General features: G+C 61.4%; 12 protein-coding genes. 5 read left to right on the forward strand and 7 right to left on the reverse strand.

Annotated elements, in window-relative coordinates:
• Positions 1 to 80 precede the first annotated feature (80 nt).
• Positions 81 to 983: a GGDEF domain-containing protein gene (locus WBR25_RS15305; protein WP_150997080.1), complete on the forward strand. Its 903-nt coding sequence runs from the start codon at positions 81 to 83 to the stop codon at positions 981 to 983.
• 83 nt (positions 984 to 1,066) lie between these two features.
• Here the strand turns inward: WBR25_RS15305 and tilS are convergent, their stop codons facing one another.
• Entirely contained in the window at positions 1,067 to 2,425 is a 1,359-nt protein-coding gene (gene tilS, locus WBR25_RS15310) for a tRNA lysidine(34) synthetase TilS (RefSeq protein WP_479748532.1), read from the reverse strand.
• A gap of 180 nt (positions 2,426 to 2,605) precedes the next feature.
• Between tilS and WBR25_RS15315 the strand changes: the two genes are divergently transcribed.
• Together WBR25_RS15315 and WBR25_RS15320 are read left to right on the forward strand one after the other, a co-directional pair.
• Positions 2,606 to 4,639 (forward strand): M13 family metallopeptidase, encoded by a 2,034-nt coding sequence (locus tag WBR25_RS15315; protein WP_479748533.1) that lies wholly within the window; start codon positions 2,606 to 2,608, stop codon positions 4,637 to 4,639.
• A gap of 58 nt (positions 4,640 to 4,697) precedes the next feature.
• Positions 4,698 to 5,135: a PliI family lysozyme inhibitor of I-type lysozyme gene (locus WBR25_RS15320; RefSeq protein ID WP_236381403.1), complete on the forward strand. Its 438-nt coding sequence runs from the start codon at positions 4,698 to 4,700 to the stop codon at positions 5,133 to 5,135.
• A 76-nt stretch (positions 5,136 to 5,211) separates the two neighbouring features.
• On the opposite strand, the gene pdxY is transcribed toward WBR25_RS15320, so the two are convergent.
• The 6 genes from pdxY to WBR25_RS15350 all read right to left on the reverse strand — a co-directional run bounded on the left by pdxY (position 5,212) and on the right by WBR25_RS15350 (position 14,691).
• Positions 5,212 to 6,072 carry a pyridoxal kinase PdxY gene (gene pdxY / locus WBR25_RS15325; RefSeq protein ID WP_346201022.1) on the reverse strand — a complete coding sequence of 287 codons (861 nt, stop codon included), beginning with the start codon at positions 6,070 to 6,072 and terminating at the stop codon, positions 5,212 to 5,214.
• 93 nt (positions 6,073 to 6,165) lie between these two features.
• On the reverse strand, positions 6,166 to 8,298 hold the full coding sequence (locus WBR25_RS15330) for a lysine decarboxylase CadA (protein WP_479748535.1): 2,133 nt from the start codon (positions 8,296 to 8,298) through the stop codon (positions 6,166 to 6,168).
• A gap of 77 nt (positions 8,299 to 8,375) precedes the next feature.
• A complete protein-coding gene (gene cadB / locus WBR25_RS15335; RefSeq protein ID WP_216948159.1) occupies positions 8,376 to 9,710 on the reverse strand; it encodes a cadaverine/lysine antiporter in 1,335 nt (444 codons plus the stop codon).
• A gap of 753 nt (positions 9,711 to 10,463) precedes the next feature.
• Entirely contained in the window at positions 10,464 to 12,017 is a 1,554-nt protein-coding gene (cadC, locus tag WBR25_RS15340) for a lysine decarboxylation/transport transcriptional activator CadC (protein WP_021229174.1), read from the reverse strand.
• A 392-nt stretch (positions 12,018 to 12,409) separates the two neighbouring features.
• Complete coding sequence (gene yjeH / locus WBR25_RS15345; RefSeq protein WP_479748538.1) at positions 12,410 to 13,690, reverse strand: L-methionine/branched-chain amino acid transporter; 1,281 nt, start codon at positions 13,688 to 13,690, stop codon at positions 12,410 to 12,412.
• A 101-nt stretch (positions 13,691 to 13,791) separates the two neighbouring features.
• Complete coding sequence (locus WBR25_RS15350) at positions 13,792 to 14,691, reverse strand: LysR family transcriptional regulator (protein WP_479748540.1); 900 nt, start codon at positions 14,689 to 14,691, stop codon at positions 13,792 to 13,794.
• A 155-nt stretch (positions 14,692 to 14,846) separates the two neighbouring features.
• On the opposite strand from WBR25_RS15350, the gene WBR25_RS15355 reads away from it, so the two are divergent.
• Together WBR25_RS15355 and WBR25_RS15360 are read left to right on the forward strand one after the other, a co-directional pair.
• On the forward strand, positions 14,847 to 15,869 hold the full coding sequence (locus WBR25_RS15355; protein ID WP_479748542.1) for an MBL fold metallo-hydrolase: 1,023 nt from the start codon (positions 14,847 to 14,849) through the stop codon (positions 15,867 to 15,869).
• A gap of 91 nt (positions 15,870 to 15,960) precedes the next feature.
• Complete coding sequence (locus WBR25_RS15360) at positions 15,961 to 16,680, forward strand: substrate-binding periplasmic protein (RefSeq protein WP_064338522.1); 720 nt, start codon at positions 15,961 to 15,963, stop codon at positions 16,678 to 16,680.
• The last annotated feature ends 28 nt before the right edge of the window (positions 16,681 to 16,708 follow it).

Genomic DNA, 16,708 nt, shown 5'->3' on the forward strand with positions numbered 1-16,708 from the left:
GATCTGGCGGGCAGGAAAGATATATTGGGCATGCCAATTGCAGGGAGGAGACAGTAGTCAGGTGTTACAGGTGGAAGACCATGGAAAATACGTCGTCACTTAATGGCTTTAGCCATGGCATCGAGCAGTGGGTTCGCCAGATGGAGCGGCTCACGCCGTTGCCCAGCATTGAACGCAACCAGTTGCTCGAGCAGTTGTTGGGGCAGAGCGATCTCGGCGGTCTGCTGACAACTTTTGCCGATCGTGCGGCAAGAATTGTCAGGATCCACGGTCTCTACCTCGATTGTGGCCAGCCCCATGTGCTGATCCAGCACCCGCCGCTGGCCACCCTCAACCTGCACAACTATCCGTTCGAGCTGCGCGGTCAGCATGGCCAGCTGCTCGGCCAGCTCCACTACGAGCTGGAACATCCGCTGAGCGGCAGCCAGCAACGGGTACTGATGCAATACCATCAGCTGCTCTGCCTGCTGCTGCCCCTCTATCTGCGGCTGGAAAAACTGGATCAGCTGGTCCGGCTCGATCACCTGACCGGCCTTGGCAACCGCTCCTACTTTGACGAGGCTATCGGTCGCGCCATCGAGCAGCACAGCCGCGAGCCACATGGTCTGGTGCTGGTGCTGCTGGATCTCGATCGCTTCAAGCAGATCAATGACACCTGGGGCCATCCGGTGGGGGATCTGGTGCTGAGTCGCTTCGCCCAGCTGCTCAAGGGGTGTATCCGCAGCACGGATCAAGCCTTCCGGCTCGGGGGAGATGAATTTGCCCTGCTGCTGCAACCGGCCGAACCCGAGGCGTGGCGCCCGGTCTGGCTGCGACTGCAGCATATGTTGATGACCAACAAGGAGCTCAGCACCTTCTCGGTCGGATGCAGCCTTGGCGCCGCCAGCTGGCAATCCGGGGTCGATGTGCCGAGCCTCTACGAGGCGGCCGACAGTCACCTCTACGCCCGCAAGAAAGCAGGCAAGGCCAGCCCTAACGAATAATCCCGAACTCTTCTTTGCTCCGGCACATGCGCGCCATGTGACCGGAGCTTCTTTTTTGGGGGTCCCCGCTCACACCGATCACCTCAGGCAAGATCCTGCTCGGGCAAAACCGGAGCTGCACCGCCCTCCAGCCAGTGACAGACCAGCCCGGCACCCTGTGCCATAAAACCGTCGCAGACAAAGAGCCCCACCACCGCCGCCACCTGCTCGCCATAGTAGAGGATGGGGATGCGCCCCCGCTGCCACGAGGGAACACCATACTCTTGCAGCAGCTTCTTCATCCGCCGACTACCGCTTCGCCCCACCGGTTTGAGGGGGATCCCGGGCGCTACCTGAAAACGCACCGAGAGCGGCTCGTCCGGCCGGGGGGCACGCAGCAGCCCCTCGCCGCACTCCGCCATACGCACCACCAGCTCGCCCACCCCGTCCGGCAGGGTCAGCGGCTCACCCACTGTGACCGGCAACACCTGATGACAGGGTTGCAAATCAGGGCTCACCAGATAGAGTCGCTCCTGAAAACGGCGGCAGCTCTGGCGCCCCCAGTTGAGCTGGGGATTGGCATCGCCGCGCGCCCGCGCTACCTCCTGCCACAACCGGGCAAGCTGCTCACGGGATGGCATCTCGCCCCCCTGACGGCGGATCCAGTAGCGCAGCAGGTTGTTGCGCCGGGTGGGTGAAAGGGCGTGCAGCGGGCCGATATGGAGCGCCTCCCCCTCGCCCGCCAGCTGCCAGTCGCTCTCGGCCAACTCATCCAGCAGCGCCTCCTGCTCGGCGCACAGGGCCATGCTGCGCGCCGCGGTCTGGGCCATGGCGGGCCAACGCGCCTTGAGCTGGGGGATAAGCGTCTGGCGCAAAAAGTTGCGGTCATAGCTCACATCCTGATTGCTCTCATCCTCCACCCAGCCAAAGGGAAGAGTGGCCGCCGCCTCAGCCAGCTCGGCGCGACTCATATCGAGCAGCGGACGCAGCAACAGGCCGCCAGCAAAGGGCTGGCTTGGCAGGATCCCCGCCAGGCCGCGCAGACCGGCGCCGCGCTTGAGGGCCAGCAGCAGGGTCTCCAGCTGATCGTCCTGATGGTGGGCGGTGAGCAGCCACTCCCCCTCCCGCATCCGGGCGGTCAGCCGCTGGTAACGGGCGGTGCGAGCCTGCGCCTCCAGACTCTCGCCATTGCCACGGGCCAGAGTCACCCGCTCGACCAGCAGCTCCACCGCCAATTGCTGACACACGGCTTCACAATGAGCGACCCACTCATCGGCATGGGGACTGAGGCCGTGGTGCACGTGCAGGGCGCGAAGTGGCAGGCTGTGCTCGCGGGCATACTGCGCCGCCAGCACCAGCAGCAGGGTGGAGTCGAGGCCGCCACTGAAGGCCACCAGCAGACCGGTGGAACCTTCCGGCGCTGGCATAGTCAGACAAAAGCGACAATAAAGATGAGAAATCATAGGCTTCCCCAAAACGGACCGGCCGATCTTAGCAGAGTCGGGCTTATCAAGCTGCAACCCTGCTGCTAGAGTGAGGCTCGCCCGCCCTCTCCACCAGGCTGGCCGCAAGGCGGTCGCACAACCGGTTGGAGCAAGGAAGATGGGCAGGGAAGCAAACAATCGGAATTGGAATCAAACAAGATGAACAATAAGAAAAGCTTACTGGCCGGCCTGATTGGACTGGCCCTGCTGGCTGGCTGTAGTCAGGCACCGCAAGACTCCCCCAAACACTCCGGGCTGGCGCTGGCCAATATGGACACCCAGGTCAAACCCGGCGATGACTTCTTCCGTTACGTCAATGGCAAGTGGCTAGCCACCGCCAAGATCCCCGACGATCGCCCCGCCGATGGCGCCTTCTACATGCTGCGGGACAAATCCCTCGCCGATGTGCGGGTGCTGGTCGAGGGGTTGGCCAAGCAGGAGGCCGCCACCGGCACGCCGACCCAGCAGATCCGCGATCTCTACGCCAGCTATCTGGATCAGGCTAGCCGTGACGCCAAGGGGCTCACCCCGCTGGCACCGGCGCTGGCCGACATCGATCGGATCGGTGATCAGGCCGCGCTGGCCCGCGCCTTTGCCCAAAGTGGCCGCATGGGCGGCGGCGCGCCGTTCGGCATCTGGATCGACGCCGATGCCAAATCCCCCGACCGCTATGCGGTCTACCTCTATCAAGGTGGACTGGGGCTGCCGGATCGGGACTACTACCTCAAGCAGGATACCGACAGTCAGGCCCTGCGCCAGAAGTACCAGCAGCATATCGCCGCCATGCTGAGCCGCCTCGGGGAATCTGACCCGAGCGGCAAGGCCAAACGGATTCTGGCCCTCGAAACCCGGCTCGCCACCATCCAGTGGGACAACGTCGCCCTGCGGGATCGGGAGAAGAACTACAACAAGCGCCCCGCCAGTGAACTGGCACGGCTAGCCCCCCATCTCGACTGGCAGGCTTATCTCAATGCCGCGGGCATTGCTGGCCAGCCGGAGCTCATCATCGGTCAGCCGACCTATCTGAGCGCGCTGGATCAGGTGATGGCCCAGACCCCCATCGCCGACTGGCAGGCCTACCTCAAGTGGCAACTGCTGACCGACTACGCCCCCTATCTCGACAGCGAGACCGACCGCGCCAACTTCGCCTTCTACGGCACCACCCTGAGCGGCACGCCCAAGCAGCGCGCCAGCTGGGAGCGGGCGCTCGGGGTGCTGAACGATCATCTGGGTGAAGCGGTCGGCCAGCTCTATGTGGCCCGCTACTTCCCGCCAGCGGCCAAGGAGCGGATGGAGCAGCTGGTGGAGAACCTGCGCACCGCCTACGGCCAGAGCATCAAGGAGCTCGACTGGATGTCGCCCGAGACCAAGGCGCAGGCACTCGAGAAGCTGGCCAAGTTCCGCCCCAAGATCGGCTACCCCGACAAGTGGAAGGATTACAGCGCCATCGCCATCAAACCGGATGATCTGGTGGGCAACCTGCAACGCTCGCAAGCCTTTGAATACGCAGACAGTCTGGCGCGCCTCGGCAAACCGGTCGATCGGGACGAGTGGCACATGTCGCCGCAGACGGTGAACGCCTACTACAACCCGAGCAACAACGAGATCGTCTTCCCGGCGGCCATCTTGCAGCCCCCCTTCTTCGACATGACGGCGGATGATGCGGTCAACTACGGCGCCATCGGCGGGGTCATTGGCCACGAGATGGGCCACGGTTTTGATGATCAGGGGGCCAAATCCGACGGCGACGGCATGATGCGCGACTGGTGGACACCGCAGGATCTCAAGGAGTTCCGCTTCCGCACCAGCCGTCTGGTGGCCCAGTACAACCGCTTCGAGCCCATCAACGGCCAGTTCGTCAACGGCCAGTTTACCCTGGGGGAGAACATCGGTGATCTGGGTGGCCTCACCATCGCCCACAAGGCCTACGAGCTGTCACTGGATGGCAAGGAGGCACCGGTGCTGGATGGCTTTACCGGCGAACAGCGCTTCTTCCTCGGCTGGGCGCAGGTGTGGAAGGGGATGTATCGCCCCGAGCTGATGCAGATGCTGCTGCGCTCCGACCCCCACTCGCCCCCCGAGTACCGGGTCAATGGCGTGGTGCCGAACATTCCCGCCTTCTATGAGGCATTCAACATCCAGCCGGGGGACAAACTCTATCTGCCGCCCCAGAAGCGGGTGAAGATCTGGTAACAGCATCACGGCGGGCTCCCCGGGAGCCCGCACTCAACAGACTGCAAGAGGTTGCAAGATGAACAGAGCATTGATCATGGCAGGGCTGCTGACCCTGCCGCTGGCGGCACAAGCCGAAGAGGGATTTAGCAAGCAACTGACCCTCCCCTCCGGGCAGGTGATCCGGGTGGCGCAGGGGGCCGGTGAGCCCGCCTCCATCGGCAGCTATGACGTGCGGCTCTATTCGGGCCAGAACGCCCAGTTTCCACTGGATGAGTTTCAGGATGGCAAGGTGATGGCCCGTAACGGCTTTATCCGGGAGCTGAAACTGGTCGATTTGAATGGCGACAAGCAGCCCGAGCTGGTGGTCATCATCGAGAGCGCTGGCAGCGGCAGCTATCAGGATGCCGATGCCTACACCGTCAGCCCGCAAGGGGAGCTGGAGATCTTCAATCAGGTCAAGGAGCTGGAGCCCAAAGAGGATGTGGTCAAGGCGCTCAAAAGCCCGCAAGACTAAGCCCTCTCCCGACATCTGAAATATAAAAAGCCCTGATGATCAGGGCTTTGTTGTTTCTGCTGTTGGCGTAACCAACTCAGAGGCGGGTCGCCCGGATGGAGACCTGCGGCAGCGCCATCTCGTGCTGGGCCGCCACAAGTTGAAGCTCGTAGGCCCCCGCCAGCCAGGTGCGAGCCAGCACGGCATCCACGCTGGCGTTGGTAAGTTCGAACGCCGCTACCGGGGTACAACCGGCCAGCAGATTGGCCAGCATGGTGGCGCTCAGCAGATCCCCCACCCCGATGGGGTGGCGAGCAAAAGGGTAGAGCGGGCGGGAGAGGTGAAAGGTCCCCTCATCGCACACCAGCAGCATCTCGAAGCGGTCCATGGCAAAACCGGCCTTGCCCAGATGCTTGACCATCACCAGCTTGACCCCTTGCGCGCGCAGCTGCTGGCACGCCTCGATGGCCTCCGGCACATTGCGGATATCGCGGCCGGTGAGCTGTTCCAGCTCCAGCAGATTGGGGGCCAGCATATCGGCGCAGGCCAGTGCCCGATGTTTCAGAAAATCGGCGACGCCGGGTGCCACTATGCACCCCTTGTCGGGGTGACCCATCACGGGGTCACAAAAATAGAGGGCGGCCGGATTGATCGCCTTGAGCCGGGCCACCGCAGCCAGGATCTCCTCCCCCTGTTCGGCCGAGCCGAGGTAGCCGCTCAGCAGCGCATCGCACTCGGCCAGCACACCGATCTCCGCCAGGCCGTTTACCAGCTGACGGATATGGCCGCCGGGCATCACCATCCCCTGCCAGCCTTCGCGGTATTGGGTGTGGTTGGAGAACTGCACCGTGTTCATCGGCCACACCTCGATCCCGAGGCGACGCATGGGAAAAACGGCGGCGCTGTTGCCGGCACAGCCAAAGACTACGTGGGATTGAATGGAGAGCACTCGCTTCATGGTTGGCGACTCACGCAATAAGAACAGGAATTCCGGAGGGAAAAACGGGCCTTGCGGCCCGTTGTTGTCACTTTCGACTGTTGTCACTGTCGATTAACGCAGCACCTTGACGGTATAGCTGCCATCGGCCTGACGATAGAGGCCGTGGATGTCGGTCTCGAAGCCCGGGTAGTGGGCACCGATCTCGCACAGCATCTCGAGGAACTCGAGCACCGGCAGAGAATCCTGGGTCACCATCTCGCCCGGCAGTACCAACGGAACTCCCGGCGGGTACGGCAGGATCATGTTGGCGCTGATGCGGTCAACCATGTCACGCAGCGGCACTTCCACCACGTTGCCGGCCAGCTCTTGCTGCCATGCAGCGTGCGGGGTCATCTTCATCTCCGGCAGTACGTCGAACGCCTTGAACATCAGCTCCGGCAGACGGTACTTGCTGGTCAGCTCGTGAATGCGCTGCGCCAGCTCCTGGATACGCATCCCTTCGTAGAAGCTCGGGTCTTCACGATAGAGGCTCGGCAGGATGTTCTTGATGGTCAGGTTCAGGTCATAACCACGTTTGAACTCGGTCAGGGCGCGCAGCAGCTGCATCGCCTTGGACTGATCGATACCGATGGAGAAGAGGAACAGCATGTTGTAGGGGCCGGTCTTCTCGACCACGATGCCGCGCTCGTCCAGGAACTTGGAGACCAGAGAGGCAGGGATACCCTTCTCCAGCAGCTTGCCGTCACGACCCATACCCGGAGTCAGCAGGGTGACCTTGATCGGATCCAGGTACATGTGGTTGTCATCGATGTCCTTGAAGCCGTGCCAGTCATCTTTCGGATCCAGCTTCCAGCACTCGACGGTGTCGATGTTGTCCGGCTGCCATACGTCGAAGAACCAGCCTTCGCTCTGATCACGCAGACGCTTGATCTCTTTGCGGAAGGAGATGGCGCGCTCGATGGAGTCTTTGATCAGACGCTTGCCGGTGTTGCCACGCATCATGGCAGCGGAGATCTCGGTCGATGCCACGATGCCGTACTGCGGCGAGGTGGAGGTGTGCATCATGAAGGCTTCGTTGAAGGTCTCTTCCTCCACGTCACCCTTGATGTGGATCATCGACGCCTGGGAGAAGGCCGCCAGCAGCTTGTGGGTGGACTGGGTTTCGTAGAACACCTTGCCCGGCATCGCTTCGCCACTCATGCCGCACTTGCCTTCATAGATCGGGCTGAAGTTGGTGTAAGGCACCCAGGCACTGTCGAAGTGGATGTAAGGGGTATCCAGACTCTCCTTGATGAAGCCGGTGTTGTAGAGCAGGCCATCATAGGTGGAGTTGGTGACGACGGCGTAACGGGGAGCCTGGGCACCCGGTGTCGCGGCAACCTTGGCAGCGATGGTGTCGCGGCTGAATTCGCTCTGCGGGATACCACCCAGAATGCCGTAGGCGTTGCGGGTCGGACGGAAGTAGATCGGGGTCACGTCGTTCATCATCATCAGGTGAGTGAGCGACTTGTGGCAGTTGCGGTCAACCAGCACGGTGCTGCCGGCCGGCGCGGAGTACATGCCGACGATCTTGTTGGCGGTGGAGGTGCCGTTGGTAACGATATAGGAGCGATCGGCGTTGAAGGTACGGGCGATGTACTCTTCGGCTTCCTTGTGCGGACCGGAGTGATCCAGCAGGGAGCCCAGCTCCGGCATGGAGATGGAGACGTCAGCCTTGAACGCGTTCGGGCCATAGAAGTCATAGAAGATGCTGCCGGCCGGGCTCATCTGGAAGGCGGTACCGCCCATGTGACCCGGAGTACAGAAGGTGTATTTACCCTCTTCCACGTACTTGAACAGCGCCTTGGTGAACGGCGGCAGGATGGCGTCCTGATACTCCTGAGTGGCTTGACCCATCTTGAGGGCGATGTCGTCGGCCATGCCGAGACGGTACTCGAAGAAGTGCACGTTCAGACGCAGGTCGGTCAGGTGAATGTCCAGGGTGGACTGGTCGTTGGCGAAGGCGAAGATCGGCAGCTTCTCGTTGCGATCGTGGATCTCCTTGCACAGACCCAGGGAGTATTTGTCCCAGTCGAAGATGGCGCCGCAAACGCGGGGGTTCTTCTCGATCAGTTTCAGCAGGTCGGCTACGTCGACCGGATAAACAACCTCGAAACCCTTGCGCTCGAGGGAGGCTTGCAGCTGGCGAATGGGTTCTTCTTTAAAGAAAACGCCGAGGTGGTTGAGGATGGCAATGATATTCATCGTAATGCTCCACACGTAAAGGGGCGCTCTCCATCAGGGATGGTGAGTGAAGAGCGCTCGGAAGATAAAAGGGGGAATCAGTTGCTGGGTTGTTCTTTCAGCAGGGCGTCGTGCTGACGCAGACCCTGTTTTTTGGCGTAGAACATCAGGATGATGAGCGACACCACGAAGGTAGCGGTGAGGTTGGAACCCTTGGCACCCATCAGGGCTACCAGACAGAAGACGCAGGCCACACCGGAGAAGATCATGGCGCCGATGCTGCGGGAGGTCATGCCCTCGAAGCGGATCAGGTTAATGCTGGAGTAGAAGTAGGGCAGCATGGTCAGCAGCACCGCATCTGTGGTCAGCACGTTGAAGAGATCGGCTGCGTGAGCGGACTGGGAAGTGAAGGCGGTCAGGCCAACCATCAGGGCAGTCATCTTCAGGGAGCCCAGGATCAGACCCTTCTTGGCTACGCCGTTCTTGTCCACTTCGCCGTAGATTTTCGGGAAGTTGCCGTCGTTGGCGGCACGCTTGCCCGCCTCGCCTACCAGCATCATCCAGGAACCGAGCGAGGTGAAGCAGGCCAGGGCGGTGAAGGCAGAGACGAAGGGTGCAGACCAGCTACCGAAGATGGCGGAAGAGGCCATGGCAAACGGGGCGCCGGAGGCAGCCACTTCACCGGCCGGGAACATGCCGCTGATCACCTGGGTAGAGAGGATGTAGATAACACCCGCGATACCGGTACCCAGCATGGTGGCGAGCGGTACGGTACGCTTGGGATTCTTCACCATGCCGGAAGAGACGGCGGCAGATTCAACACCGACGAAGGACCAGAGGCAGATCAGCACGGCGCTGATAACCGCATGCAGGTCGCTGCCGCTGGTGGTGTTCCAGTTCTGGCTGTAGACGGTGGCATCAAAATGACCCCAACCCATCACCGCAGTACCGACAACCGGCAGCAGGATCAGCACCAGACCCAGGGTACAGAGTCGGCTCACCCAGCTACCGCCAAGCAGGTTGACGAAGGTGAAGATCCAGACGGCAGCGATAGTGGCTGCGGCGGCCGGGATCGGGCTGTTGAGAATGGGGAAGAAGACCGAGAGGTAGGAGACACCGGTAATGGCGATGGCCAGGTTACCGATCCAGTTGGCGTGGTAATAAAGCACACCGGTCTGGAAACCGAACACCGGAGAGATCTCGCCAGCGTAAGCAATGGGGCCACCCTCTTGCGGGTTCTTGGTAGCAAGGCGGGCGAAGACAAAGGCGAGGCCCATGGCGCCTACCAGACAGATTGCCCAGCTAAAGACAGAGATGGAGCCGATGGTGGCCAGTGCCGAAGGCAGCAGCGCGATGCCACTCCCCATCATGTTGCCGGCCACCACACCTGTACAGGCGATAAGGCCAATCTTCTTGCTCGTATCTAGGGACATAAGATCTCCGGTTCTATAAAAGGTCGGGTCGTCACATACACATTTGGCGGAACGCCCCGCCAAAGAATGGGCACAGACTAGGCCTCTCATCCCCGGAAAACATAAAGACCAGCTAACGGATAAAAATATGAGCCAACTTTTTTCGCTGCCTAGTCACTTTTGATAAAAACCATTTAAAAACAGTCAATTGACATCACATCACACAGCCGTCTTGATAAAACCTTGATATCCTTCCGCCCAATTTTTCCCCTTGATAACCCCCTTATCTCGCCGTCTTGATATTTTTGGCCAGATAAACCCGGGATAAAGCAGCTCCCATTGCGCCCCCTCCCCTTGTAACCATCCGAACGCCCAGCTGACCATCACCCTGAGTGGCCGCTCACCTCCTGCTTTCCCCTTCGCTCGGCTCATCACAATCCAAACTCAGAGGTAAAGCACAACGGCGATAACCGGTCAGCAATGAGAAATGGGTCGTGACGGACAGCTTATCCCGCCGCCAACAATGAGCAGATGTCACAAGCTGCATACGGCGTAAAGCCGAACAAACGCGAGTGCCGCAAATGCTGCGTGCAAGACAAAGGCAAATGGGGATAGTGGGGAGCTGCGAGGGATAAATCCGGCCGTACCAGAGCGACTATCCCCGGTGGCAAACAAGCAGGATTGAAACAAGCAGAAACAGCACAGGCCGCCCGAAGGCAGCCTGTGGATGGGGTCGGCAACCGCACCGACCGGGGGAGAACCAACACTGCGGTGTTAGAAGAGCTTCACCTTGCTCTGGCCCAGCGCATTGAACAGAGCCGGGGTGAGGCTCTCCATATTGCTGTAGAAACCGAGCTGCTGGCAGAGCAGATAGGTCTGCTCGGTCGCCTCCATCAGGAAGGCCTGACTGTAGGCATCACCCGCCGCCTCGGGGCGACCATCCAGCTCCGCCAGCTTGCCCTGCAGTATGTAATAGAGCACCGAGCGGCCGCGACTCGCCGCCTTCTCCAGCAGATAGTTGGCCTGCTGTTGCTGGCCGTTGAGGATCGCCTGCAGGGTCAACGCCTCCCACACCCGGGCTGGCAGGGCGCCGCTGTTTTGCACCACGCTGGCGAGATGGGTGCCAATCCCCTGCAGTCGCTCGCTCTCGGATTTGCCCGCCAGGGTGGCCAGCGCCTCGCCCGCCAGATAGCGCTCCGCCAACAGCAGCGGCTGATCCGGATGGGCAATCAGCGCCTGCTCCAGCAGATCGATGCCGCGCTTGAGGGCGACCGGATCCCGGCTGTTGATGTAGTACTGCGCCTCCATCATCGCCATCAGGGAGGCATCATCGGTCGGCCAGCCCATCCCCGGCTCGGCATCGGGTTGGTCGAGGGCGCGCAGCAGATCCTGGCTGCTGGCCTGCAACACGCCGTGCACACTGTGGCGACTGAGCTGGTACTGATGGCTGAACAGCACCCGGTTGGTGTTGATATTGCGATACTCCAGATCGAGATAGGTGCCGCGCGGCTGGCGGGTGACCCGCACACTCAGCTCCTTGCCGGGCATGATGCCCCCCATCAGAGTGGTGGCGCCGTACTGCACCCGCAGCGGCGTAGCCACGGCCACCTCCCCCATCAGGGCGCGGGTAATGCCATCGGCGAGGCGAACGTTCTCGTTGTTGTCATCCATACCGGAGTGAAAGCGGAACACCAGCAGATTGGGATCCAGCATGGCATGCACCTGGGGGCTGGTGTGCTGGTAGCTGAGCATGCTGACAATGGCGATCAGCACGATGGCAACGAAGATATCGAAACTCACCATCTTCCAGCGGCTACGGGCATCCTTGGCATGGGTGGAGATGGCGCGGGTCAGGGGCCCGGCGGGAAAAGGCGCGACATTGGGCTGTGCATCATCATCCTGCTCAGCCACGGGCGGGCTCAGATCGGAGAGCGTCGGGTTGTCTGAGAGAGCGGTATTGACCGCAGGAGCAGGCTGCTCGTCCGCCATCACCACGGAAACCACCTGCAGCGGCCGCACCGGTGCCACCAGCTTGTAGCCGCGCTTGGGTACGGTGACGATATAGTCGGTCGCATCGGTGCGACCATCTTTGAGGATCTTGCGCAGTTCGAAGATGGACTGGGTCACCACCTGATCGGTCACCTCGGCGCCATCCCACACCTCGTTGATCAGGGCATCGCGGCCAAACACGGTGCCGGCATTATGGGCCAGAAACCGCAACAGATTGACCAGTCTGGGTTCGAGGTAGACCTCGCGGTCGGGGCGACACAACATGTTGTCGTCAACGCTCAGGGTCCAGTCGTGGATCTCAAAAACCGATTCGCTCATGATTCACTCGCTGCAGATGGTGACAATGCACGATGAGAGAGACGCAAAACCCGGGCTGACTGAACGGAACAAGGCGCTATCACCACAGGTGACAGATAAAAAGAGAACCGAAGCAATCACATCTCTGAGAGTCAGTCTGGCCAGGCCATCCTGTTTACGTCTGAAGGGCATCCTTGCGGGCATTCCGACCACCGGGATCGGAAGGGATCACTTTAAGCAAAACGCGAGCTGGATCCCACTTTTTTTGGCTATAAATCGCCGTTGAGTTGATCCGACACCGCACTTTTCGGCAAATAGCGTGCCAACTAGTATTCATATGAACATCCCATATGCCGGAATCAAAAAGCCCTGAACATCAGGGCTTTCTCATTTCTTCGACCATCGGGGAGACGTTACTTCGCTACCGGGAGCGCATCCTGCTGACGACTGCGGCGCAGATGACGCCGCCACAACGAGAAGCCGCCGTAGCCAAGAGTGAGCACTACCGCATAGAGCACCTGGGAGGCGAGCGCCACCAGCACCAGAGCGCAGAGCAGCACGCTCACCCCAGCCAGCCCCTTGCCAACCCCGCCAAGCAGGCGCCAGCCCGCCGCCATGCAGAGCAGGTAGACCAGCACGAAGTTGCCGTTGGCGTAGCGGATCAGCTCATCAAGGGGCAGTCGCAGCCAGATGATGAGGGTGATGCAGAGCAGGCAGATGGCGAGCACCAGAGTGAGCGCCCGCAGCGGCGCGCCGCGCGCGGTGAGCACGGCCAGCGAGGGGGACAACTTGCCTTCCCGCGCCATGCTCCAGATCAGCCGGGCAAAGCCCTGAATGTAGATGTTGATGCTGGCAAAGCAGGAGAGGTAGCCGAGCACCGCCACCAGCCACTTGGCGGTGGGGCCGAACAACAGCGCCAGCAGGGAGGGGATGGCGGTGGCGTTTTTCGCCTCATCGCCGTAGAGACCGTATTTGAGCACCACCAGCGAGTGCACCCAGTAGATGAGCCCCGCCAGCAGCACACCGCCGAGCAGGGCAATGGGGTAGTCCCGCTCCGGTCGCTTGAACTCCTCCCCCATGTGAGCGAAGGCTTCCAGCCCGACGAAACACCAGAACATCACCGCCAGCGCGGTAGCCATAGGGGGCCACTCGTCCGCGCTCGGCAGCGGCCGGGCCGCATCGCGCCAGCTCACCTCCCCCTTGAACCAGATCAGCAGGGTGAGCCCCAGAATGGCGAGCGCAATCAGCAGTTGCAGGTTGCCGGAAGATCGCGCCCCGCGCAGCCCCAGCAGAAAGACCCCGAGCAGGGTGAGCAGCTGGATGGCCCAGAGGGTCCACTCCCCCATCTCGAACAGGGCATGCCAGAAACCGGCGGCAATCATCAGGGCGGCAGGCAGCCCCACCGGCAGCACCGCCAGAAACAGGAAGGCGGAGAAGCGCTCGGCGCCGTTGCCAAAGGCGAGGCCAATCAGGTGCGGCGCGCCGCCCGCATGGGGATAGCGACGGCCGAGGCGAGCGAAGGTAAAGGCGATGGGCAGCACCAGCGCAATCAGCAGCAACCAGGCCCAGAGCGAGGCCTCACCCGCCAGCGAGGCGGCGGTCGCCGGTACCACGAAGATCCCGGTGCCGAGCAGCGAGGTGGCGAGCAGCCCCATCCCCTGCCAGAGCCCGAGATCCTTTTTCAACCCAGACATATCCTTTTGTCCCGACTAGAAAAACATTCCGCCATGTTAGGCCTGCTCCGCCCCTTTGTTAAGCACGATGGTTAAGCGCGGTGGCGAGAATATGCAGCCTTTTATTCAGGCTCGGGCTCAGCTTGCAGGGACTCGGCCAGAAAATCCCCCAGCAGGGTGATTTTGAGCACCTGCCGCCGCGCCGCCGGATAGATGAAGTAGAGGGTCTTGGCCGGGCTCAGATAGCGACCAAGCAGCTGCAGCAGACGCCCCGCAGCGATATGCTCACGCACCTGTTCGGAGGGCTGCAAGGTGATGCCAGCCCCCGAGAGCGCAGCCGTCAACAAGGCTGGCCAGTGATTGATGCGCAGGCGCGAGGCGACCCGCACCTCCTCGCTCTGGCCATCCTCGCCAACAAACTGCCAGCGCTCGTGCTCCCCCCAGTTGCCGTGCAGGCACTGGTGGCGAGCGAGATCGGCCGGATGACGGGGTACGCCGTGGCGATTGAGGTAGTCAGGGGCCGCGCAGAGCCGGTAGTGCTGGGTCAGCAGCGGACGGGCAATCAGCGCCTCATCCTGCGGGCGCAGGGTGCGGATAGCGGCGTCGAACCCCTCCTCCACCAGATCGACCCAGCGGGGGGTGAGCTGCAGATCCAGATCCAGCTTGGGGTAGCGGTCGATAAAAGCGGGCAGCAGCGGCACCAGCCGGTGGTGGCCAAAGCTGAGGGGGGCGGCGATGCGCAGCCGTCCGGCCGGCTCGGCCAGCAGGTTCTGGGTCAGCGACTCGGTCAATGCCAGCTCCTCCAGTACCCGCTGGCAGCGAGCGAGAAAAAGCTGGCCCAGCTCGGTGAGAGTCTGCTGGCGGGTGGTTTTGTGAAACAGCTTGCCCCCCAACCACTGCTCCAGCCCAAACACATGCTTGCCCACCATCTGGGCGCTGATCCCCTCTTCGCTCGCCACCGCGCTGTAGGAGCCGAGATCCACCACCCGGGTGAAGATACGCATGCTGGTCAATCGGTCCACAACCCCTCCTTTTTGCCCGTTTCAAGGCCGTTTGGCCCGCGACTAGGGCCCCAATTCACAACCAAAAGTTCAGTAAGAAATGGATTTTAGCCAATTTATTCAACTTTTAGTTGCCAATACAGTGATGCCATCCCTCCCCCACAGGATAAATTCCCATGAAAAGTACCTATCTGGCCGCATTACTGGTCGGTCTGCTGGCCAGCGGCGCCAATCAGGCCGCCGAGAGCAGCTTTATCAGCAACCACGATCAGACCCCAGTCTCAGCAACTCAAGCCCGGCCCGATATCTTTCGGGTCAGCCTGCTCGGCACCGGCACTCCGGTGCCCCAGATCAGCCGGGGCGGTTACAGCACCCTGGTCGAGGCGGGCAACCAGAAGCTGGTGTTCGATTTTGGCCGCAACTCCGCTACTCGCCTATGGCAGCTGCATATCCCCATCGGCCGGGTCAACGCCTTCTTCCTCACCCACTTTCACTCAGACCACACCAACGGGCTGGCGGATCTCTGGCTGACCGGCTGGCTGCAACCGGCCTATGGCCAGCGCCACGCGCCGATGGAACTCTACGGCCCCAAAGGCACCACAGCTCTCGCCCGTGGCTTGCAGCAGGCCTACGCCACCGACATCGCCACCCGGGTCAAGGATGAGGGAACGCCGCTGGACGGGGTGGAGATCAACAGCCACGAGGTCACCGCCGGGGTGGTCTACAACCATGACGGGGTAAAGGTAACCGCCTTTGACAACGACCACGGAGTCAACATCAAGCCGTCATTCGGCTATCGCATCGACTACCACGGCCATAGCGTGGTGCTCTCCGGCGATACCCGCTACAGCCCCGAAGTGGTGAAGCAGGCCAAAGGGGCCGATCTGCTGGTGCACTGCGTCTCCATGACCTCTGCCGAGCAGATGAAGGCCAACCCCGGCTACAAGGCGATCGCAGGTCACCTCGCCTCCCCCGAGCAGGCGGCCCGGGTAATGAACGAAGCCAAACCGGTGCTGACCGTGTTCAGCCATATCGGCCTCAACGGCAAGATCAGGGTCAAAGATCTGGCGCAGGATCTGCGCGCCCGCTACTCGGGCCCCTTCGTCATCGGCAACGACCTGATGCAGATTGATCTGCCCACCACGGCCTTCGGCAAGGGCTATGCCCTCTGGCAGTCGGAAAATATCGACAATAAATAGCTGGCACGGATGCCGGTCAGCCATGGCCGGCATCCGCAATCGACACCGGGGGCTATCTTTAAGGGGTGTTTGACCACAAGGAGTTATCTCTATGAGCCTGAAATGGAAGCACCTCGCCCTGGCCACTCTTCCCTTGTTCGGCATGTCGGCCGCTCAGGCGGCGGTGTTGACCAGCCTTGAATGGCCCCCTTACACCAGCGCCAGCCTCCCTGAACAGGGCAAGAGCAGCCGGGTGGTGACCGCAGCCTTTGCCCTGGCTGGCGACCCGCTGACTATCAAGTTCTATCCCTGGCAACGGGCCGTGGACGAGGCGACCAACAACCCCGAGGTACTGGGTTATTTCCCCGAGTATCTCGACCCCAAGAGCAGTTGCCTCTTCTCCGACCCCATAGGTAACGGCCCTCTCGGCTTTGCCCAGCGAGCCGATCAGCCGGTCACCTGGCAGAGCCTTGATGACCTCAAGGGCAAGAAAATTGGTGTCGTCACCGGCTATGTGAATACCACCGAGTTCGACGAAAAAGTGGCCAGCAAGGCACTCTCGGCTGATGCCACCAGCTCGGACAGCCAGAACCTGCTCAAGCTCGGCAACGGTCGGCTCGATCTGGCGGTTATCGACCAGAATGTGATGACCTATCTGCTGGAGAGCGATCCCCAGCTCAAGGACGTTGCCGCCAACCTCGGCTTCAACGGCAAGATCCTCGAGGACAAGTCCCTCCACGTCTGCTTTACCAACTCCGCCAAGGGGAAAGAGGCGCGGGACAAATTCAACAAGGCGCTGGCCAGCGACGAGGTGAAGAAGCTGATGAAGTAGCGATACCGCATCCGCTCACCACCCCAAA

This window comes from Aeromonas sp. MTB (assembly GCF_056632455.1).

Coding starts and splice junctions, on each gene's coding strand:
- cadC (WP_021229174.1), bottom strand. CDS start 12,017: ATGAGCGAATCGGTTTTTGAGATCCACGACTGGACCCTGAGCGTTGAC.
- tilS (WP_479748532.1), bottom strand. CDS start 2,425: ATGATTTCTCATCTTTATTGTCGCTTTTGTCTGACTATGCCAGCGCCG.
- WBR25_RS15315 (WP_479748533.1), top strand. CDS start 2,606: ATGAACAATAAGAAAAGCTTACTGGCCGGCCTGATTGGACTGGCCCTG.
- WBR25_RS15305 (WP_150997080.1), top strand. CDS start 81: ATGGAAAATACGTCGTCACTTAATGGCTTTAGCCATGGCATCGAGCAG.
- pdxY (WP_346201022.1), bottom strand. CDS start 6,072: ATGAAGCGAGTGCTCTCCATTCAATCCCACGTAGTCTTTGGCTGTGCC.
- WBR25_RS15320 (WP_236381403.1), top strand. CDS start 4,698: ATGAACAGAGCATTGATCATGGCAGGGCTGCTGACCCTGCCGCTGGCG.
- cadB (WP_216948159.1), bottom strand. CDS start 9,710: ATGTCCCTAGATACGAGCAAGAAGATTGGCCTTATCGCCTGTACAGGT.
- WBR25_RS15360 (WP_064338522.1), top strand. CDS start 15,961: ATGAGCCTGAAATGGAAGCACCTCGCCCTGGCCACTCTTCCCTTGTTC.
- WBR25_RS15355 (WP_479748542.1), top strand. CDS start 14,847: ATGAAAAGTACCTATCTGGCCGCATTACTGGTCGGTCTGCTGGCCAGC.
- yjeH (WP_479748538.1), bottom strand. CDS start 13,690: ATGTCTGGGTTGAAAAAGGATCTCGGGCTCTGGCAGGGGATGGGGCTG.
- WBR25_RS15330 (WP_479748535.1), bottom strand. CDS start 8,298: ATGAATATCATTGCCATCCTCAACCACCTCGGCGTTTTCTTTAAAGAA.